This is a genomic window from Streptococcus sp. NSSLK0004, from assembly GCF_059039125.1.
This window is the reverse complement of record NZ_CM180142.1, coordinates 1502561-1523582: the sequence shown is the minus strand read 5'-3', so window position 1 is coordinate 1523582 and position 21022 is coordinate 1502561. Positions and strand designations below refer to the sequence as shown.

The 21022-nt window shown below is 41.0% G+C and carries 15 protein-coding genes; 14 read left to right on the top strand and 1 reads right to left on the bottom strand.

Annotated features, from left to right (window positions below; genetic code table 11):
• Positions 1-91 precede the first annotated feature (91 nt).
• The 11 genes from lplA to glgP all read left to right on the top strand — a co-directional run bounded on the left by lplA (position 92) and on the right by glgP (position 15323).
• Positions 92-1081 carry a lipoate--protein ligase gene (lplA, locus tag AC4CS8_RS07885; RefSeq protein WP_105140666.1) on the top strand — a complete coding sequence of 330 codons (990 nt, stop codon included), beginning with the start codon at positions 92-94 and terminating at the stop codon, positions 1079-1081.
• Positions 1082-1470: 389 nt separating this feature from the next.
• Positions 1471-2451, top strand: coding sequence for an oxygen-dependent tRNA uridine(34) hydroxylase TrhO (trhO, locus tag AC4CS8_RS07880; RefSeq protein WP_493892704.1), 981 nt, complete (start codon positions 1471-1473; stop codon positions 2449-2451).
• A gap of 87 nt (positions 2452-2538) precedes the next feature.
• Complete coding sequence (locus AC4CS8_RS07875; RefSeq protein ID WP_493892703.1) at positions 2539-4455, top strand: McrB family protein; 1917 nt, start codon at positions 2539-2541, stop codon at positions 4453-4455.
• Positions 4445-5779, top strand: a complete 1335-nt coding sequence (locus AC4CS8_RS07870) for a 5-methylcytosine restriction system specificity protein McrC (RefSeq protein WP_493892702.1) — start codon at positions 4445-4447, stop codon at positions 5777-5779. Before AC4CS8_RS07875 ends, AC4CS8_RS07870 begins: the two co-directional genes overlap by 11 nt.
• A gap of 284 nt (positions 5780-6063) precedes the next feature.
• The gene (locus AC4CS8_RS07865) at positions 6064-6666 is read left to right on the top strand and encodes a TetR/AcrR family transcriptional regulator (RefSeq protein WP_493892701.1); all 603 of its coding nucleotides are present in this window, start codon (positions 6064-6066) and stop codon (positions 6664-6666) included.
• Between the two features lie 28 nt (positions 6667-6694).
• Positions 6695-7207 (top strand): HdeD family acid-resistance protein, encoded by a 513-nt coding sequence (locus tag AC4CS8_RS07860; protein ID WP_493892700.1) that lies wholly within the window; start codon positions 6695-6697, stop codon positions 7205-7207.
• Between the two features lie 50 nt (positions 7208-7257).
• Positions 7258-8460: a chloride channel protein gene (locus AC4CS8_RS07855; protein ID WP_493892699.1), complete on the top strand. Its 1203-nt coding sequence runs from the start codon at positions 7258-7260 to the stop codon at positions 8458-8460.
• Between the two features lie 39 nt (positions 8461-8499).
• Positions 8500-8865 (top strand): VOC family protein, encoded by a 366-nt coding sequence (locus tag AC4CS8_RS07850; RefSeq protein WP_493892698.1) that lies wholly within the window; start codon positions 8500-8502, stop codon positions 8863-8865.
• 387 nt (positions 8866-9252) lie between these two features.
• On the top strand, positions 9253-11352 hold the full coding sequence (locus tag AC4CS8_RS07845; RefSeq protein ID WP_493892697.1) for an ATP-dependent Clp protease ATP-binding subunit: 2100 nt from the start codon (positions 9253-9255) through the stop codon (positions 11350-11352).
• A 205-nt stretch (positions 11353-11557) separates the two neighbouring features.
• Entirely contained in the window at positions 11558-13066 is a 1509-nt protein-coding gene (gene malQ, locus AC4CS8_RS07840; RefSeq protein WP_493892696.1) for a 4-alpha-glucanotransferase, read from the top strand.
• The gene (gene glgP / locus AC4CS8_RS07835) at positions 13059-15323 is read left to right on the top strand and encodes a glycogen/starch/alpha-glucan family phosphorylase (RefSeq protein WP_493892695.1); all 2265 of its coding nucleotides are present in this window, start codon (positions 13059-13061) and stop codon (positions 15321-15323) included. The genes malQ and glgP overlap by 8 nt, the downstream gene beginning before the upstream one ends.
• Before the next feature lie 63 nt (positions 15324-15386).
• Here glgP and AC4CS8_RS07830 read toward each other — a convergent pair whose 3' ends face one another.
• A complete protein-coding gene (locus AC4CS8_RS07830) occupies positions 15387-16094 on the bottom strand; it encodes a UTRA domain-containing protein (protein ID WP_493892694.1) in 708 nt (235 codons plus the stop codon).
• Positions 16095-16291: 197 nt separating this feature from the next.
• Here AC4CS8_RS07830 and AC4CS8_RS07825 point away from each other — a divergent pair, with 197 nt between their 5' ends.
• From AC4CS8_RS07825 to AC4CS8_RS07815, 3 genes are all read left to right on the top strand, one after another.
• Entirely contained in the window at positions 16292-17083 is a 792-nt protein-coding gene (locus AC4CS8_RS07825) for an endonuclease/exonuclease/phosphatase family protein (protein ID WP_493892693.1), read from the top strand.
• A 36-nt stretch (positions 17084-17119) separates the two neighbouring features.
• On the top strand, positions 17120-19288 hold the full coding sequence (locus tag AC4CS8_RS07820; protein ID WP_493892692.1) for a PTS transporter subunit IIBC: 2169 nt from the start codon (positions 17120-17122) through the stop codon (positions 19286-19288).
• A gap of 249 nt (positions 19289-19537) precedes the next feature.
• Positions 19538-20797, top strand: coding sequence for a transposase (locus AC4CS8_RS07815; RefSeq protein ID WP_493892440.1), 1260 nt, complete (start codon positions 19538-19540; stop codon positions 20795-20797).
• Positions 20798-21022: the final 225 nt, after the last annotated feature.

Genomic DNA, 21022 nt, shown 5'->3' with positions numbered 1-21022 from the left:
TGGAATAATGTTTGAAAGACAGGTCTTCGGGCTTGTCTTTTGTTATCGTTTCCACTATAATAAAAATTAGTTAACAATAAAGGAGTTTTGCATGAAATACATCGTAAACAACAGCAATGACCCAGCTTATAACATTGCCCTCGAAGCCTATGCCTTCAAGGAATTAACAGATATTGACGAAATTTTTATTCTCTGGATCAATGAGCCTGCCATCATTATCGGTAAGCATCAGAATGCCATTGAAGAAATCAACAAGGAATTCACAGACGAAAAGGGCATCCATGTTGTTCGCCGTCTGTCAGGTGGTGGCGCTGTCTATCATGACCTCAACAACCTCAACTATACCATTATATCTAATAAGGCAGACGAGGGAGCTTTTGATTTCAAGACCTTCTCTAAGCCAGTTATCGATACTTTGGCAACATTGGGTGTTGAGGCGAATTTCACCGGCCGTAATGACCTGGAGATCGATGGCAAGAAAATCTGTGGTAATGCCCAAGCCTACGCTAAAGGGCGCATGATGCACCACGGTTGTCTGCTTTTTGATGTGGATATGTCAGTCCTGGCAAGTGCCCTCAAGGTCAGCAAGGACAAGATTGAGTCCAAGGGTGTTAAGTCAGTCCGTGCCCGTGTGACCAACATCAACAACGAATTGCCAGAGAAGATGACCGTCTTGGAGTTCAAAGATGCTATCCTCAACCAGATGAAGCAAGAATACCCAGACATGGACGAGTATGTCTTGTCAGAAGACGACTTGGCCCGTATCCAAGAAATCCGTGATACGCAATTTGCGACATGGGATTGGACCTACGGTCAAACACCAGAATACACGGTTGAGCGTAGTGTTCGTTACCCAGCTGGTAAAATCACGACCTACATCAAGGCTGAAAAATCCGTCATCGAATCCATCAAGATTTACGGAGATTTCTTCGGAATTGGTGATGTATCAGACATCGAAGACTTGCTGGTCGGCACTCGCTATGAGTATGTAGATGTTCTCGCAAAATTACAAGAAATCGACACCACTCACTACTTCTCACGCATGACTACTGAAGAAGTAGCGAAGGCCATTGTAGCCTAGAGCCCAAAGTCCTTTCGTTTAATATGAGAGGACTTTTTTGAATGGTGAGATTACCAAAGCGTTGTTTTTAGGTAATCTTTTGTTGCTTCGATGAGTGAAAATCTCCAGTGGAAGTTTTCAGTCTACCACCTATCAATCACAAGAGTGATAGTTTGAAACGTGGTTTCTTTATTTTCGGATTCAAAAAAATCACCGAATCGGCTGACATGAACGGCGTTCTAGTTTTAGAGCTGCAGATTTCAGTAGCTGTAAAGGTATAACAAAGCAGGTATAAGATTGTCATTTTCTGGTCAATATCTTTGTTTTTTCTGCCTATAGAGGATATAATGAAAAGGATTCATTTATTAGAAATGACAGATTTTTATAATATAGAGAAAATGGAGAATCCCATGTCTACAGATATTCGCGTATTGTTATACTATAAATATGTTCCTATTGAAAATGCCAAAGAATATGCTGCTGAACATTTGGCCTTCTGTAAATCAATCGGCCTCAAAGGCCGTATCTTGATTGCTGACGAGGGTATCAATGGTACAGTTTCTGGTGATTATGAAACCACACAGAAATATATGGATTACGTTCATGCTAATCCGCTTTTCAGCGATTTGTGGTTTAAGATTGATGAAGAAAATGAACAAGCCTTTAAGAAAATGTTTGTTCGCTACAAGAAAGAGATTGTTCACCTTGGTTTAGAAGACAATGACTTCGACAGCGATATTGATCCACTTGTGACAACCGGTGCTTACTTGTCACCAAAAGAATTCAAAGAAGCTCTCTTGGATGAAGATACCGTTGTCCTTGACACTCGTAACGATTACGAATACGACCTTGGTCACTTCCGTGGTGCAATCCGCCCAGATATCCGCAACTTCCGTGAATTACCACAATGGGTGCGTGATAATAAGGAAAAATTCATGGACAAGCGTGTAGTGGTTTACTGTACTGGTGGTGTCCGCTGTGAGAAATTCTCAGGCTGGATGGTCCGTGAAGGCTATAAAGATGTTGGTCAATTGCACGGTGGTATCGCAACCTACGGTAAAGATCCAGAAGTTCGTGGCGAATTGTGGGATGGTAAGATGTATGTCTTTGACGAGCGCATCGCGGTTGATGTTAACCATGTAGACCCAGTTGTTGTTGGTAAGGACTGGTTTGATAGCACTCCATGTGAGCGCTATGTCAACTGTGGAAATCCATTCTGTAACCGTCGGATCTTGACATCAGAAGAGAACGAGCACAAGTATGTTCGTGGCTGCTCTAGCCAATGCCGTGCCCACGAACGCAACCGTTACATCACTGAAAACGGCTTGACTCGTCAAGAATGGGCAGAACGCTTGGAAGTGATTGGGGAAGAATTGCCAGTTCTTGTATAAGATTTATTAGATAATAAAGTTCCTGCTATGATATAATGACATAGTAGGAACTTTTTGTAGTAACAATAGATGAGAGGAGAAATAGAGATGGATAAAGAAGTTGTACTGAGCAAGATAAGGGAAGAGTTTCCAACCTCAGTAGAGAATGAAACGACCAGTTACACAGCCTTTCAAGTTCAAAATGAAAAAGGAAAGTTACAAAATTTTGTTGAAATTCATTTCCAAAAAAATCGAGTAAAAATCTTTGTGTTATCTCGCTTCTTATCTGATGAGGATAAAAAAGTTTTTCGACTTGTTTCCCCAAAAAGTGGGTGGTCACTTGACGCTGAGTACTACATACAGTCTGAAGATGATATGAATACAATCTTACCTTTCATCCGAAAATCTTATGAAGGCATTAGAAAAAGTAGACAAAGTTTGGCTGATTTTCATGAGCAAGAATTCAGGCATTGGATTGAACAAGAGAAGGTTAAAAAAGGGAAAACGGGTTGGCAATCTGTTGATTCTAAAATTTCATGGTTAAAAGGTGAGAATTACCAGGATGCAACTATTCGGATATCTCCAATCAAAGAATTATTGCTAGAAATCGAGACACTTTCTGAAGAAGAAATCTCGCTCATTCGTTCTTTCCCAGAAAATTTATTTTCTCTTTCAGCCACCTCTTTCCAAAAGGCACATGAACAGATTGTTGACATCTGTCAAGAGCATAAGAAAGCAATCAGCAAAGTAGTAAGGAAGAGAAATCTACAAAATACTAATAGTGCAGAATTTGCCAATTTTAAAGTCACTGTTTTTGCAAAAGAATACCTTCAATTTCTAAGTCAAAAAGAAAGGATAGATATGAAATCAACTTTGACGGCGACTCTATTAACTTCCCACAACCTCATCCTCCGTGGTGCTCCTGGTACTGGAAAAACCTACCTAGCTAAACAGGTTGCGGAGGAGTTAACGGGAAATGAAGACCAAATCGGCTTTGTCCAGTTCCATCCCTCTTATGATTATACGGACTTTGTGGAGGGTTTGCGTCCAGTTAAAGATGACTCTGGAGAGATAAAGTTTGATATCAAACCTGGTATTTTCAAAGAGTTTTGTCAAAAGGCAATTGATTCGTCAAAATCAGGGGGGCAAGATAACTTTGAGGAAGCTTGGGCTAAATTCTGGGAGGCTGTTTCTGATGAGCCAGACGCCTACAAAATGAAAACCCTCACAGGAAAGCCGATGAATTTAGTTGCTTATGTAAAAGGGGGCATGACAGGTGTAACGGAGAAAAATTCAAGTAGTCTCTTTTTTAACCGCAAACAATGTTACAATGTCTATCGTGGCTTGCCGGGGGTTCCAAAAGGCGGATTGGATACCTATCGTAAAGCCATTATTAAAGAAATGACAGATAAGTTTGATTTAAAACCATACAAGGCTCCTGAAGATATACAATCTGATAAAAAATTTGTATTCATTATCGATGAAATCAACCGTGGAGAAATTTCCAAGATTTTTGGAGAATTATTTTATGCCGTTGACCCTGGCTACCGCGGCAAGAAGGGAGAAATTTCGACCCAGTATGCCAATATGTATGAAGAGGAAGAAAAGTTCTTTATTCCTGAAAATGTCTATATCATTGGCACAATGAATGATATTGATCGTTCTGTCGATAGTTTTGATTTTGCCATGCGACGCCGTTTCCGCTTTGTTGAAATAACTGCTGCAGAAAGTCTGGGTATGTGGGATGGGCAGTTGGATGCCAGTGAAATTCCTCAAGCTAGCCTTCGCTTGACCAAGCTTAATGAGGCCATCGAAAATGTAGCTGACCTCAATCGAAACTACCATGTCGGACCATCCTATTTTCTAAAACTGCCTGAACTTGGCTATGATTATGAAATTCTATGGCAGGATTATTTACAGCCATTGTTGGAAGAATACCTTCGTGGAACCTATCAAGAGGCAGAGCAGTTGAAAGAGTTGAAGGTAGCTTTTGATTGCTTAGAGGAAATGGATTATGTGGATTAGAGATAATCAGCAACAGATTTCCAAAGAGGATTTCCAAAAAAATTACCCCATATTAACAAAACAGTTGGTGGATAGGAGTTTAGAAAGTTTAGCAAAAGAACAGGGGCTTTTCTTGTTTCCTATGGATTGGCAAGATATTTCCGACCTCGATAGGTCAGATAAAATTTTTGAAACAGTTGATCATTCTCTACGGACAGGGAATATCGTTGGTTTTATAGGAAGCAAGGAAGAAAGATTAACCATTCACTCCCGCTTCACCCAAGGTGATAAGAAAGATTATTTTTTGCATTACATGTTACAAAAAGTTCTTCATCTGAATGTGACTAATCTGGACGCATCACTTTCTGTCGAACAACAATTTTATCGATTGTTAGTTTATCTCTTTCCTTCTTTTTTGCAAGCAGCCTTAAGAAAGGGTTTATACAAAGAGTACCGTCGGTTTTCCTATCATGATTCAAATATCAAGGGAGTCTTGGATGTAGCCGGTCAACTGAACAAAAGTACGCCTTTTGAAGGAAAATTTGCTTACAGGACCAGAGAGTTTTCGTATGATACTAATCTTCTGCAACTGGTTCGCCACACCATTGAGTTTATAAAATCGAGTTCACTTATTCACGGTTCTCTACTATTTCAAGCCAAAGATAGAGAGAATGTCGAAGCTGTCATAGAAGCCACTCCAACTTATCGATTAGCTGATAGAAGTAAGGTAATCTTTGCAAATCATCGGACACCTGTCCGTCATGCTTATTTTCATGAATATGGTGCCCTTCAGAAACTCTGCCTCCTTATCTTAAAGGGAGAAAAACAAGGTTTTGGACAAAGTGAACAAAAGATTCAAGGGGTGCTCTTTGATGTGGCCTGGCTTTGGGAGGAATATCTGGCAACATTGCTTGGACCAGATTTTCTCCATCCGCGGAACAAGGCTAAAAGTGGTAGTTTTTCCATGTTTAAAGGTGGAAACGGGCGAATTTATCCAGACTTTGTTTCCCTATCGGAACAATCAATCGTAGCGGATGCCAAGTATAAGCCGATTGAGAATATTAAAGGAGCGGACTACCTGCAGTTAGTTGCTTATATGTATCGATTTGATGCTAGAAAAGGATTTTATCTCTTTCCAAATAGTGGAAATAAGGAAGGGAATCGGCGGTATGAATTGCTAGAGGGAGCTGGGAAATCAAGGAGTGAGGAGGTTGTGGTTGAAAAACTGGGCTTAACCATACCTCAAGGAGTAGCATCGTTTGAAGAATTTTGTTTGCAGATGATGCAGAGTGAGGATTGTTTTCTTCAAATGCTTTTCAAAGGGATTAAAGCAACAAGGAAATAGACAAAGGTTGGCTCCTGCAAATGCTTAATAACTTATATAATTTAGGCTAGGCTTAAGCCCAGCTCCCCTTCTCAAAGTTCGTGTCAACATCTCAGCGCAGTGGTTGATTAGGTCAGATTTGCTCGTGTTTCACACTTCAAATCTGACCTAATCAACTGTGCGGGGGTGGGAAGACGAACTTTTTTTCATTTGTCAAGTTCTTTCCCACTCCCATTTTTTTTGTAAGGGATGGTTGAGATTATAGACCGATTGGTCTATAATAAATGATCGAAAGAGGAAAGCAGATGAAAAAAGAAGAAAAGACACGACTCCGTCAAAAACAGATTATTGCTGCCGCTATGGAAGAATTTTCCACCAAAGGATATGAGGGATTTGGAATCAATGAACTCTGTAAGCAGCATGGGATTTCCAAAGGAGTTCTCTATCATAACTTTTCAGGAAAAGCAGATCTCTACCTCGCCTGTGCACAAGAGAGTTTTCAAAAGGCCATGTCGGTGCTGATAGGTGATACGGGTACTATCCCTAGCCTACAGACCTATGTGGAGCGCCGCCACCGTTTCTATCAGGAGTATCCCCTTCATAGTCACATTTTTTTTGAAGCTATGATTGCGACACCAAAGGATCTGGAGGAAGATCTGGCTCCTCAGAAACAAGTATTTGAAGACCTCAATGAGCAGGTATGTCTTAAATTGATATCAAGTTCAACCCTCAAGGCTGGAATGGAGCAAAAGCAGGCTATGGCTTATCTAAGGCTCATCCAAGATATGTTCAGGAGTTACTATCTGAGTATGTCATCGGATAAAAGTTTGGCCACCCTCGCTACCGACTATCAAGACCAGCTGGTTAAGGTGTTGGAATTGATGATTTATGGTATTTTAGAGGACTAACCACCCTCATAGAGAAAAGGAGATTCTTATGTCTAAAAACTGGAAATGGTTTTTATTAGTAGCAGGGATTTTGTCTATTCTTGCAGGTGTCTATACAATGGCTAATCCAGGTTTGAGCCTGGTTTCTATGACCCTATTGTTTGCGATTATCTTTGGGATCCATGGTATTTCGGAAATTGTTCACTATGTGAAAGCAGAAGAGAAGCATGGTTGGACCTTGGCTAACGGGATTATCATCCTCATCTTAGCCCTATCGTTGATGTCCGGCAGCTTTATCGAAATGGTTACCTTTATTCCATTTATCTTCTCATTCTGGGCTTTGTCAAACGGAATTACCCGTACCATGATTGCACTCAAGGTGAAAAAAGAAGATAAGAAATTAGGAAACAATCTTCTCCTATGGGGAATCTTGGGAATAGTGGCTGCTGTGATTATGATGGCTCATCCAGTGATGACAGGCTTGTTTGTGACTTATACCATCGCAATGGTCTTTATCTACCAAGGTGTTGTCAGTCTTGTACAATTTTTCAAAGTAAAATAAAACAGGGACGGGATAGGGGACTATCCCGTTTTACAAGATTGGAGAGAATAGTGAAAAAACAAGGAATTTTATTGGGTTTGCTAGGTCTAGTCTATAGTAGTTTGATTGCAGGTTTATCCTATCTCTTTATCATGGCAGAAAAGCTAGGGAGCTATTTACTATGGGAAACCCTGCCTCACAGTTTTCATCTAGGTTGGGTCTATCGCCTAGTGGTACTGACCCTACTCTTTTGGGCAGTTTATCAGCTCAAGAAGCATTGGGGCAATCTCCCACGTACCAGTCATGACCTTCTCCATGAATTAGGAAGTAAGCAGACGGTTTCCTATGCTCAGACTTGGCACGATGCCACTCTTGCCCTCCTCATTCTTTTGTCAGGAGCAGGTGTCGGTCCCGAAGCAACCTTGCTGGGTGCCGTCATTGCTCTGTCTATCTGGCAGGCAGATAAACTCCGTTACCTGCATCAACATTGGACGGATTTTGGAGCACTATCTTTTTGGAAAAAACTGGCGTGGCTATTTAGTCCCAGTCAGTACCTGTTAGCCTATCCAGACTATCAGAAAGGGACTGGAAAAGGGCTGCGCAATCTCCTGATTGCCAATGGCTTGTTTGTTTTCTGGATTTTAATGCGTTTGACTGATCAGCCTTCATTTGTGACAAAGTTAGGTCAGACCGGTTGGTCTTGGCAAGATTTGCTGATTTTTGTCCCGCTTTGTCTTTGGGGCTACGGTCTGGGTAAGGGCTATACCTATCTTAGCAACTGGTTGAAGGCATTTTTAGACAAGTTGCACCTTTCCCTATTTTTACAACTGGGACTGGGAGTTCTTGCGACCTTTCTGGTCATGACCTGGTCGCCCATTTTGCTCTTTTCGGGACAGCATAGTCTGCATGACCTTGTTGAGCTGGGCTTGCAAACACCTGTCTTGCTATTGTTGCTCCTATCCTTTGGAAAACTTCTTTTCTTAGACCTCAGTATCTGGTCAGGCTGGACGGGTGGGGATATTTTCCCGATTACCTTTGCGGCTTTCTTACAAGGTTTTGCAGTAGCACAGATTTTCCCACAGTTTGATAGTTTATTTGTCGTATTGGTTGTGAGTTTGTCAATGGCTATTGGGCTCTTGGGCAAGGAGTGGTTAGCAGGGATTTTTATCAGTCTCTTCTTCCCTATTCAACTCTTGCCAGTTTCCCTTGCTATCATCGGTTTAGCTCTGCTATGGTCCAAACAAAAGACCAAATTTTTGACCAAAGGTAAGTAAAGGTCTATACTAGGTCTATCAACTAGAAAAGAGAAAAAGATGAAATCATTTTGGATGAACCTAGCAGTAGCAGACCTTGAAAAAGCGGGTCAATTTTATGAAGCAGTTGGTTTTTCTGTGGCGACTTTCGGAGACATCAAGTCAGCGACTCTGCCAGAAGGTGGCAACCTAATCTTGATGCAGACCGATACCTTTTCCCAGCGTGTTCCCTTTCAGGTAGCAACTAGTGGGAATGAGGTGCTGATTTCAATCAATGTTACGACTAAAGAAGAAGTGGATAGCTTGATAGAGCGTGTAGAGGCTAACGGAGGTCAGGTTATAGGTCGTCCGACAGATGCCTACGGTTTCTATGGTGCAAGCTTTACTGACTTGGATAACCACCACTTTAATGTGATTGTCATGTAGGACTGGAGCAAATCCAGTCTTTTTGATAGTTTGAAAGAATTTACTATTTGAACATCTATCTAACCAAATAAGATGGGAGGAGTATGTTGGCTTTTCTATCTTTTTTATAAAAAAGTCAAACAAAACTATTGACTTTTACTGACCAATGGTATAAAATAGAATTCGTAAGGTATCATCCTTACGAATTCTTTGATTGAAAGGTCAGTTAAAGTCAAATTTCGAATTTGATTTTCTTTTGGACCAATTGATCAGTAAAGGACAAATAAACTTCTAAGGAGGTTGCTATGAAAGATAGGATTATTCCCTACTAGAAATTAAATTTTTTTATCACACAAAGGTCAGTTTTAGTCAATTAAACACATCACAATTTTAAACGAGGTAACTATTATGAACAACAATTACAACAACTTTAGCAATATGGACGATATTTTCAATCAACTCATGGGGAACATGGGAGGATACAGCACAGAACGGCGTCGGTATTCTATAAATGGTCGTGAAGTGACACCGGAAGAATTTGCTATCTACCGCCAGACTGGTCAATTACCACAAAGAGAAGAAGTGGCTCAAACACAGGCTAAAGGTCAGATAAAGTCAGACGGAATTCTTGCAAAACTGGGTCGCAATTTGACACAAGATGCGCGTGAAGGTAAGTTGGATCCAGTCATTGGACGCAATAAGGAAATCCAAGAAACATCTGAAATTTTGGCACGTCGGACTAAGAATAATCCTGTTCTTGTTGGTGATGCTGGTGTTGGGAAAACTGCGGTGGTCGAAGGATTGGCTCAGGCTATTGTTAATGGAGATGTGCCAGCAGCTATTAAGAATAAGGAAATTATTTCCATCGACATCTCAGGTTTGGAAGCAGGTACCCAGTACCGTGGAGCATTTGAAGAAAATGTCCAAAATCTTGTGGACGAGGTCAAAAAAGCAGGTAATATCATTCTCTTCTTCGATGAAATTCATCAGATTTTAGGAGCAGGTAGCACAGGTGGGGATTCTGGTTCCAAGGGATTGGCAGATATTCTCAAACCAGCTCTTTCTCGCGGTGAGTTGACCGTCATTGGAGCGACCACACAAGATGAATACCGCAACACCATTCACAAAAATGCTGCCTTGGCCCGTCGTTTCAATGAAGTCAAGGTTAATGCTCCGTCCGCAGAAGATACCTATCAAATCCTGAAAGGGATCAAACCGCTCTACGAAGCTCATCACAATATTGAATTGCCAGATGAGGTTTTAAGAGCTGCAGTTGATTATTCAGTTCAATACATTCCACAGCGCTGCTTGCCAGATAAGGCCATTGACTTAATCGATGTGACGGCGGCACACTTGGCTGCCCAACACCCTGTGACAGATATTCAGACCTTGGAAACAGAGATGGCTGAAGCCAAACGTATGCAGTTAGAAGCAGCAGAAAAAGAGGATTACGAAAGAGCCTTGAATGAAAAGGTCCGTATTGACCAATTGCAAGAGCAGATTGATAACCATACGGAAAGCCAAAAGGTTGTAGCAAGTGTCAATGATGTGGCTCAGGCAGTTGAACGCATGACAGGTATTCCAGTTTCTCAAATGGGAGCTTCTGATATCGAACGCCTCAAGGACTTGAAAAATCGCTTAGCCACAAATGTAATCGGTCAAGATGATGCAGTGGAAGCAGTATCCCGTGCCATTCGTCGTAATCGTGCAGGCTTTGATGATGGTAACCGTCCAATCGGCTCCTTCCTCTTTGTTGGTCCGACTGGTGTTGGTAAAACAGAGTTGGCTAAACAACTAGCTCTAGACTTGTTTGGTAATAAGGATGCCATTATTCGTCTGGATATGTCTGAATACAGCGACCGGACAGCAGTTTCCAAATTAATCGGTACCACAGCAGGATATGTCGGGTATGATGATAATTCTCATACGCTAACAGAGCGTGTACGTCGCAATCCGTACTCTATTGTTCTCTTAGATGAGATTGAAAAGGCAGATCCACAAGTGATTACCCTTCTCTTGCAAGTGCTAGATGATGGGCATTTGACAGATGGTCAGGGCAACCAAGTCAACTTTAAAAACACCATTATCATTGCTACTTCAAATGCGGGCTTTGGTTATGATGTGCCAGTGACTGATGAGAAAGTGGCTATTATGGACCGCATTTCTCCTTACTTCCGTCCAGAATTTCTCAACCGTTTCAATGGGGTTATTGAATTTAAACACTTAGATAAAGAAGATCTCAAAGCCATCGTAGAATTGATGCTGGCACAGGTCAACAAGACCTTGGCTAAGAAGGGAATTAGTCTAGAGGTGACGGATGCAGCCAAAGAATTCTTGATGGAAGCAGGCTATGACCAGGCAATGGGAGCTCGTCCTATGCGTCGCGTGATTGAAAATCAAATCCGTGATAAGGTGACAGACTTCTATTTGGATAATGTTGAAGTCAAACACCTAGAAGCAGATGTTGTTGATGGAACTATCCAAATAAAAGAGCAAACCTTTTCATAAAATTATAGAATAATATAGAAAATTCGAGAATTAAACTCGGATTTTCTTTGTTTTTTCTTTTTAGAGAAATGTAGGTATATGATATATTTTACGAGTTCTTGACAGCTTTTACGTAAAACTTTCAAAAAATATTGTATAAATCCTTGACAAGTGCAAACGTTTGCGTTAAACTATCATTGTAATCGAAAGAAAGGAAAACGTTTTTATGGCGAATCGTACCAGTGGAATTTTAATGCATATTACCTCACTTCCAGGTAAGTTTGGTATCGGTACTTTTGGAAAGCCTGCCTATGACTTTGTAGATTTCTTGGTCGAAACCAAGCAGACCTACTGGCAGCTCCTTCCTCTCACAACGACAAGTTACGGAGATTCACCTTATCAATCATTTTCTGCCATTGCAGGAAATACACATTTAATTGATTTTGACTTATTAGCAGATGAAGATTTATTAGCTAATTTTGATTACCAAGATGTGAACTTTGGAGATGATCCAGAAAAAGTGGACTACGCCTTGATATATGAGGCTCGTCGTCCAATTTTGGAAAGAGCTGTAAAAAACTTTTTGAGCGATGATAAGCGCAAGATTGCTTTTCAAGAATTTGAAAAAGCTAATTCTTCATGGTTAAACGACTATGCAGAATTTATGGCAATCAAGGAACACTTCGGTAACAAGGCCTTACAAGAATGGGATGACAAGAAAGTTGTTGCTCGAAATGAAGAAGCTCTTGAAAAATACCGCTTGGAATTGGCAGACCAAATTGATTACTTTAAAGTCACTCAATATTTCTTCTTTAGCCAGTGGAAACAGCTAAAAGAATATGCCAATCAAAACCACATTAAGATTATCGGAGACATGCCGATTTATGTCTCTGCAGATAGTGTGGAAGTTTGGACCAAGCCACAGCTCTTCAAATTAGATAGCGAGCGAAATCCACTTTATGTGGCAGGTGTGCCTGCTGACAACTTTTCGGCAGATGGTCAATTGTGGGGCAATCCTCTCTATGATTGGGAGCAACATGAAAAAACTGGCTACAACTGGTGGATTTACCGTATTCACGAGAGCTTCAAACTCTACGATGTCTTGAGAATTGACCACTTCAAAGGTTTCTCAGATTACTGGCAGGTAGCAGGAGATGCTAAAGTTGCCAAGGTTGGTACTTGGGAGCCAGGTCCAGGCTACAATCTTTTCAAGGCGGTTAAAGAAACTCTTGGGGATCTACCGATTATCGCAGAAGACCTTGGAAATATTGATGCAAAAGCTCGCAAATTGCTTGCAGACTGTGGCTACCCAGGCATGAAAATCCTAGAATTTGGCTTCTTCGATGTGACTGGACAGAGCATTGACATCCCACACCGTTGCGTACCAAACTCTGTCGCCTATACAGGTACTCATGACAATGAGGTTGTGAACGGTTGGTACAACAATCTTGAACCTGAACAACAGGAGTTTGTAGATGCCTATACCAACAGAAAGCCGATTGAACCAGTGACCCAAGCCATGCTTCGAACACTCTTTGCCACTGTCAGCGACACAGCTATTGCGACCATGCAAGATGTTCTTGACTTGGGCGAAGAAAGCCGCATGAACATGCCTTCAACTGTTGGTGGCAACTGGGAATGGCGGATGAAAGCCGAAGATTTAACCCAAGAACGCAAAGACTTCTTAGTCAAAATGACAACATTATATCAACGAGGAAATGAAAATCATGAATAACTTTACAACATTTGCAGAAAGCAAAACAAATAAGAAACTAACTGAAATGACCAATGAAGAAATCTATCTTCAATTATTGAACTATGTCAAAGCTGAAGCAGCGACAAAACCAAAAAACACTGGAAAACGTAAAGTTTACTATATCTCAGCTGAGTTTCTTATTGGTAAACTCTTGTCAAACAACTTGATTAACTTGGGTGTTTACAAAGATATTCAAGCGGAATTAGCAGCTGCTGGAAAATCTTTAGCACAAGTTGAAGATGTTGAACCAGAACCATCTCTTGGTAATGGTGGTCTTGGACGTTTGGCATCATGTTTTGTGGACTCTATGTCAACACTTGGTATCAACGGTGAAGGTGTTGGTCTTAACTACCACTGTGGTCTTTTCCGTCAAGTCTTTAAAGACAACCAACAAGATGCAGAACCAAACTTCTGGATTGAAAATGATTCTTGGTTGATCCCTACAGATATCAGCTATGACGTGCCATTTAAAAACTTCACTTTGAAATCAAAATTGGATCGTCTTGATATTCTTGGCTATAAAAAAGAGACTAAGAACTACCTTAACTTGTTTGACATCGAGTCTGTCAACTATGACTTGATTACAGATGGCATCTCATTTGACAAGACAGACATCAAAGAAAACTTGACCCTCTTCTTGTACCCAGATGATTCAGATAAAAATGGTGAATTGCTTCGTATCTACCAACAATATTTCATGGTATCAAACGCCGCACAACTCTTGATTGATGAAGCGATTGAGCGTGGGTCAAACTTACATGACTTGGCAGACTATGCTTATGTTCAAATCAACGATACGCACCCATCAATGGTGATTCCTGAGTTGATTCGTCTTTTGACTGAAAAACATGGTATTGAATTTGCAGAAGCTGTTGCGATTGTTAAGAATATGACTGGTTACACAAACCACACTATCTTGGCGGAAGCACTTGAAAAATGGCCACTTGAGTTCCTTGAAGAAGTGGTGCCACACTTGGTTGAAATCATCAAAGAATTGGATGCCCTTATTCGTGCAGAAATCAAAGACCCAGCAGTCCAAATCATTGATGAATCAGGTCGTGTACACATGGCTCACATGGATATCCACTTCTCAAACTCAGTCAACGGTGTAGCTGCGCTCCATACAGAAATTCTTAAAAACTCTGAATTGAAAGCTTTCTACGAGCTTTATCCAGAAAAATTCAACAATAAAACAAACGGTATCACTTTCCGTCGTTGGTTGGAATTTGCTAACCAAGACCTTGCTGACTACATCAAGGAATTGATTGGCGATGACTATTTGACAGATGCAACTAAGCTTGAGAAATTGCTTGCATTTGCTGATGACAAGGAAGTTCATGCTAAGTTGGCTGAAATCAAATTCAATAATAAATTGGCTTTGAAACGTTACCTCAAAGATAACAAGGGTATTGAATTGGACGAAAACTCTATCATCGATACACAAATCAAACGTTTCCACGAGTACAAACGCCAACAAATGAATGCCTTGTATGTCATCCACAAGTATCTTGAAATCAAGAACGGCAACTTGCCAAAACGTAAAATCACTGTTATCTTCGGTGGTAAAGCAGCCCCAGCTTATATTATCGCTCAAGACATCATTCATTTGATTCTTTGCTTGTCAGAGTTGATCAATAATGATCCAGAAGTAAATAAATACCTCAATGTTCATTTGGTTGAAAACTACAATGTAACTGTTGCTGAAAAACTCATCCCTGCGACAGATATTTCTGAGCAAATCTCACTCGCTTCAAAAGAAGCATCAGGTACTGGTAACATGAAATTCATGCTCAACGGTGCTTTGACACTTGGTACTATGGACGGTGCCAACGTTGAGATTGCAGAGTTGGTTGGCATGGACAATATTTACATATTTGGTAAGGACTCAGATACTATTATCGACTTGTACGACAAGGCTGGTTACGTATCTGCAGACTACTACAATGGCGATGCCAACATCAAACGTGCGGTAGACTTTATCGTCAGCGATGAAGTGCTTGCCCTCGGTAATGAAGAGCGTCTTGCACGCTTGCACCATGAATTGATCTCTAAAGACTGGTTCATGACCTTGATTGACTTGGCGGAGTACATTGAAGTCAAAGAGCAAGTCTTTGCAGATTACGAAGATCAAGAATCTTGGAACAAGAAAGTTGTTCACAACATCGCCAAAGCAGGATTCTTCTCATCTGACCGTACCATTGAACAGTACAACCAAGATATTTGGCATTCAAACTAATACTCTCCTAAAAACAAAGAATGTTCCATGGTGGGAACATTCTTTTTTTGTATACTTCATTTTTTACCGTTTGGCCATTGAAACAAAGGTTACCTTATCTGGTCGATAGGTGATGGTTCCGTACTGGAAGGGGCGGCCGTCTGCCAAATAGGTAGTACTGGTGACGGAGACTACCATATCATAGCTTGCAAGGTCAAGCAGTTTCTTTTCTTCTTCTGTCGCAAATCGGAAGGAAATTTCCCGACGGGAATGAGAGATTCCTAAGCCCAGGTCCGATTCTAGATACTGATAAATCGAGCTTTCGGCGATTTCCTTGCTGAGATAGGGAACAATCCTGCGGTCAAAGTAAGAAATCTCGTATTCTAAGCGTTCACCGTCAATTCTCCGAACACGGCTGACTCGATAGAGATCCGTTTTTTCGTCAACTTCCAATTCCCTCATCACTTCTGCCTGACCCTGAATAATGTAGAGGTCCTGCAATTCGGTTTGTACTTCGTGGTGGGCAGACCGGTTGAGCTCGCTAATGGTTTTTATTTCAGATAAATACGGTTTTCTGACAAGATTGTGGTCTAAAATGACCGAATTTCTCCCTTGCCGTTTTTGGATGTATCCATCCATCTCCAAAAGCGATAGGGCCTTGCGGATAGTGTCTTTGGAATAAGAATAAAGCTCCATCAGCTCATTTTCTGTAGGCATTTCTTGATTTGCCTTCCAAATATCTTGTTCAATTTTTTCTTTGATGTCAGCATAGACTTTTTTATATTTACTCATACCTTATCCTCGAATGTTCTATCATTAGTTTAACATATTTGAGAGAAATCGTCAGTATTATCGATTTTTGCACAATAATTACGTAAAACTTTAATTATTATTACGTAAAACTATTGACAAATGGAAACGTTTACGTTACAATTAGTTTACAAATACGGAAATGTTTTATTTTAGAATTTGATGAAGAAAGGAGACCTATGAAATTACTAACAGTCAATGTCCATGCCTGGTTAGAAGAAAATCAAGACCAAAAGTTGGACATACTTGCTCAGACCATAGCTCAAAAGCGATACGATGTGATTGCCCTGCAAGAAGTCAATCAACTGATGACAAGTCCCTTGGTAACAAAGGACTTACGTCAGGACAATTATGGTTTGGTTTTGCTTGAAAAGCTGAAAGAGCTGGGAGTAGCAGACTATTCTTATTTTTGGTCCAATTCTCATATCGGCTATGATAAGTATGATGAAGGAATTGCCTTTCTCACAGCATTACCGGTCTACGAAGTGGATGCCTTCTATTGTAGTCAGCACCAAGAACTGACATCAATCCTGTCTCGCAAGATTATAGGCTTGACGGTGGCATATGGGAATGAGTTGATAGACTTGTATTCTTGCCATATCAATCTTCCAGATAGTCAAGAAGAAAATCAGTTGGAAAATATTCGCTCGATTATTGAGAGAACGGATTCGAATCGATTGAAAATCCTCATGGGTGATTTCAATACGGATGCTTTATCAAATCCCCAAGCCTACCAAGCTATCAAGGACCTGGGCCTTTATGATAGTTATGATTTGGCAGAGGAAAAGGACAGCGGTATCACTGTTGAAAAAGCCATTGACGGATGGGCAGGTCATAGCCAGGAAAAACGTCTGGACTATGTGTTCTTAAATCAGGAAAGACAGGTTCAATCCAGTCGAGTGATTTTCAACGGGGACAATCTTCCTGTAATATCGGACCACTTTGGTGTGGAAGTAAGATTAAGTATTTAATGGTCAACAGACCAAGAAAAATTTAAGGAGAAAAACATGAAAAAATTTCTTAGTTTCGAATTTTGGCAAAAATTCGGTAAGTGTTTGATGGTCGTGATTGCTGTTATGCCAGCAGCAGGTCTCATGGTTTCTATAGGAAACTCGATTCCACTAATCAGCCCAGAATCAGAACTCTTGCTTCGTATCGGAAATATCATTGCCCAAATTGGTTGGGGGATTATCGGAAACCTTCACTTGCTCTTTGCCTTGGCTATCGGTGGTAGCTGGGCTAAGGAGAAGGCTGGTGGTGCCTTCTCAGCAGGTCTTGCCTTTATCTTGATTAACTTGATTACAGGTAACTTCTTTGGTGTTACAACAGATATGTTAGCAGATGCGACTGCGACAGTCAGCACAGTCTTTGGTACTGAAATTCCAGTGTCAGGTTACTTCGTCAATATCTTGGGACAACCTGCTCTTAATATGGGTGTGTTCATCGGTATTATTGCTGGTTTTGTAGGGGCAACAACCTATAATAAGTATTATAATTATCGCAAGCTTCCAGATGTTTTGACTTTCTTTAACGGAAAACGCTTCGTACCATTTGTGGTCATCTATCGTTCTGTCCTTGTAGCTCTTGGCTTGGCGATTTTCTGGCCTTTGGTTCAAACAGGTATTAACAGCTTTGGTAAATGGATTGCAAGTTCTCAAGAAACAGCCCCAATCTTGGCGCCATTTGTTTACGGTACCTTGGAGCGGTTGCTTCTTCCGTTCGGTCTTCACCATATGTTGACCATTCCTATGAACTATACTTCGCTGGGTGGAACTTATGACATTATGACAGGTGCTCAAGCAGGCACTCAGGTGTTTGGGCAAGATCCGCTTTGGCTGGCATGGATTACAGATTTGATTAATCTTAAAGATGCGGGTGATACAGCCCAATATAATGAACTTCTGGCTAATGTTACTCCAGCTCGTTTCAAAGTTGGTCAAATGATTGGTTCATCTGGTATCCTTATGGGATTGACGTTGGCTATGTATCGCAATGTTGACCCAGATAAAAAGAAAAAATACAAAGGGATGTTCCTATCTTCTGCACTTGCCGTCTTTTTGACAGGGGTAACAGAGCCGATTGAATTCATGTTCATGTTTGCGGCAATGCCACTCTATATCGTTTATGCGTTTGTGCAAGGTGCAGCTTTTGCCATGGCAGATATTGTCAACTTGCGTATGCACTCATTTGGTAATATCGAATTCCTCACTCGTACACCGATGGCCATTAAAGCTGGTATCGGTATGGATGTTGTCAACTTCATCTGGGTAACAGCTCTCTTTTCGGTTGGTATGTACTTCATTGCGGACTTCATGATTAAGAAATTTAATTTGGCAACTGCTGGACGCAATGGTAACTATGATACAGAAACAACAGATGTGGTTTCGAACTCAAACGTAGATACTGCTGATGCCAATTCACAAGTGGTTCAAATTATCAACTTGCTTGGTGGCCGTGATAATATCGCAGATGTGGATGCATGTATGACCCGTCTTCGTGTTAGCGTCAAAGATGTGGCACAAGTTGGCGATGAAAATGCATGGAAACAAGCTGGTGCCATGGGCTTGATTATCAAAGACTCAGGTGTTCAAGCAGTCTACGGACCAAAAGCAGATGTTCTCAAATCCGACATTCAAGACTTGCTAGAGTCTGGTGTAGCCATTCCTCGTACAGAAATTGTTGCGACGGAAGAAGTTGCTCCTGAGACTCAGTTCAAAGGTGTGACGGAGACAGTTTACTCTGTCGCTGAGGGGCAAGCCATTGCCATCACAGAAGTGAACGATCCAGTCTTCTCACAAAAAATGATGGGGGATGGTTATGCAGTAGAGCCTAGCTCTGGCAATGTCTATGCACCAGTTTCAGGTATTGTAACCAGCGTATTCCCAACCAAGCATGCTGTCGGTATTTTATCAGACAAGGGTGTAGAAGTCTTGGTACACGTTGGTATTGATACAGTCGCTCTAAATGGCGCACCTTTCTCAGCTAAGGTGACTGACGGTCAGCGAGTTGAGGCAGGCGACTTACTTCTTGTGGCAGATTTAGAGGCCATTCGTTCAGCAGAGCGTGAAACAACTATCATTGTTGCCTTTACAAATACTGCAGAAATCAAATCTGTCAGCCTTGACAACCTTGGCCAAGTAAGTAAGGATGGTCAAGTTGCGACAGTTGAGTTGTAATAGCTTTCTAAAAAGAATGTTTCCAAGAGGGAGCATTCTTTTGCTCCCCACATAGCATGTCAGTTTTAGGAGTTAGGTCTAGAGAATCATTCCCGTAGTTATTTATTCCCGTCCTATCACCAGATTAGCACGCTATAAAAAGAAAAATCGCCACGTTAAGTAGCGATTTTTCCCTTTTGTGAGCCTCAATGCAACGTCAAAGCGTTATAATAGTTTTAAGTCAAAAATCTCTATTAGCGAGGTCTCACTATGAAAATTATAACACAGCTTAACCTTTTTGAGGATCAGGAACTAGGTGATTTAGAAAAAATTTTGATGGTATTAGATGGTCTTCCAGAAACGGGTCTATTTGATGAGTTAGAAGCCAAACGCAAACACGGGCGTAAGGATTATTCTGTTCAATCTTACTTCATTGCCTATATTGCTAAAATAGTTCTTCAATTGGAAACCGATCAACAGTTGATTCGTCAGCTTAATATGAATAGCCAGCTCCGTCAAATCTGTGGCTTTGAAACTCACGGTGTTAAGCTCAAAAATGGTACTATTAAACTTGTTCATGCTCCCTCTAAGTCTGCTTATTCTCGTTTTATTCAGGATTTGGAAGAGGTCTGTCCAGACATTGACGAGTGGGTTTTATCTGGCATATCTGAACTATACAACCTTCTTCCGGAATTTGGTGTTGACTTAGCCCTAGATGGCAAGTTCATTGATAGTTATGCAACACCATATGGTAAGAAACAAAGAAAGGATAGACGCTCTGACTGTGATGCCGATATGGCTATAAAAAAACGTCATCATAAAAATGGAACGGTCTCTATGGAGAAACACTATGGCTATCGTTGTCATCTTGTGGTTGATGCGACCTATGAACTGCCTGTTGCTTGGGAAGTGACGACGGCCTCAGAAGGGGAACCTACTGTTGCCAAAAGGCTGATTCGAAACATGCGTCAAACGACCATGCAGAGAGCGGAATATTTGATGGCAGACCGTGGTTATAGTGGAATTCCTCTTCAGAATCTCATAGAAGAAGCCACGATTATTCCTATCATTGATCATCCTCATAAGTGGAAAGAAGATGAAACCAGGCAATACCTTGATACGGATGTGATTTACAATCAATCTGGAGAAGTCTTTTGGGTGGATGACAAGGGCAAAGCGATTCAGCTTATCTATAAGGGGTACGATAAGTCTTGTGACAGTTTGCGGTATGGTTTTCATCCCCGTTATCAGGACAATCGCATCTTCCGTTTAAAACGGTCGGTAGAACCTATTATCTTTAATCAAGTAGCTAGAGATAGTCAGAAGTTTAAACGACTCTACAAGAAGCGGACAGCTGTGGAGAGGGTGAATGGGCGTATAGACCGCGACTTTCGATTCGAGAAGCACACTATCCGAGGGCTTAAGAAGATGAGTCTAGCTATTGCCATGAGTTTTTTAGTGATGGTTGGATTTGCCTTAGCCAAACTCAAACAAGGCCAGAATACTCATTTAGCCAGCTGGGTAGTCTAAAAATAAAAAATAGTTCAAAAACCAAGGGGGTAGTACGCCCTTTTTTTCAGTTTTCGAGCCATCTCAATCCATCAGTGGAGGAAAATTCTTGAGTTTAAGAGAGTTAAACCAAATATTTTTGTCAGAAAAGCGAACGGGTTTTGAAAAATACAACAAAGGGAATGATTCCTAGATATTTCAGATGACCTAGCTCTTTTTTTGTGATAAAATAAAAAGATAGTGAAA

Coding starts and splice junctions, on each gene's coding strand:
- lplA (WP_105140666.1), top strand. CDS start 92: ATGAAATACATCGTAAACAACAGCAATGACCCAGCTTATAACATTGCC.
- trhO (WP_493892704.1), top strand. CDS start 1,471: ATGTCTACAGATATTCGCGTATTGTTATACTATAAATATGTTCCTATT.
- AC4CS8_RS07875 (WP_493892703.1), top strand. CDS start 2,539: ATGGATAAAGAAGTTGTACTGAGCAAGATAAGGGAAGAGTTTCCAACC.
- AC4CS8_RS07870 (WP_493892702.1), top strand. CDS start 4,445: ATGTGGATTAGAGATAATCAGCAACAGATTTCCAAAGAGGATTTCCAA.
- AC4CS8_RS07865 (WP_493892701.1), top strand. CDS start 6,064: ATGAAAAAAGAAGAAAAGACACGACTCCGTCAAAAACAGATTATTGCT.
- AC4CS8_RS07860 (WP_493892700.1), top strand. CDS start 6,695: ATGTCTAAAAACTGGAAATGGTTTTTATTAGTAGCAGGGATTTTGTCT.
- AC4CS8_RS07850 (WP_493892698.1), top strand. CDS start 8,500: ATGAAATCATTTTGGATGAACCTAGCAGTAGCAGACCTTGAAAAAGCG.
- AC4CS8_RS07845 (WP_493892697.1), top strand. CDS start 9,253: ATGAACAACAATTACAACAACTTTAGCAATATGGACGATATTTTCAAT.
- malQ (WP_493892696.1), top strand. CDS start 11,558: ATGGCGAATCGTACCAGTGGAATTTTAATGCATATTACCTCACTTCCA.
- glgP (WP_493892695.1), top strand. CDS start 13,059: ATGAATAACTTTACAACATTTGCAGAAAGCAAAACAAATAAGAAACTA.
- AC4CS8_RS07830 (WP_493892694.1), bottom strand. CDS start 16,094: ATGAGTAAATATAAAAAAGTCTATGCTGACATCAAAGAAAAAATTGAA.
- AC4CS8_RS07825 (WP_493892693.1), top strand. CDS start 16,292: ATGAAATTACTAACAGTCAATGTCCATGCCTGGTTAGAAGAAAATCAA.
- AC4CS8_RS07820 (WP_493892692.1), top strand. CDS start 17,120: ATGAAAAAATTTCTTAGTTTCGAATTTTGGCAAAAATTCGGTAAGTGT.
- AC4CS8_RS07815 (WP_493892440.1), top strand. CDS start 19,538: ATGAAAATTATAACACAGCTTAACCTTTTTGAGGATCAGGAACTAGGT.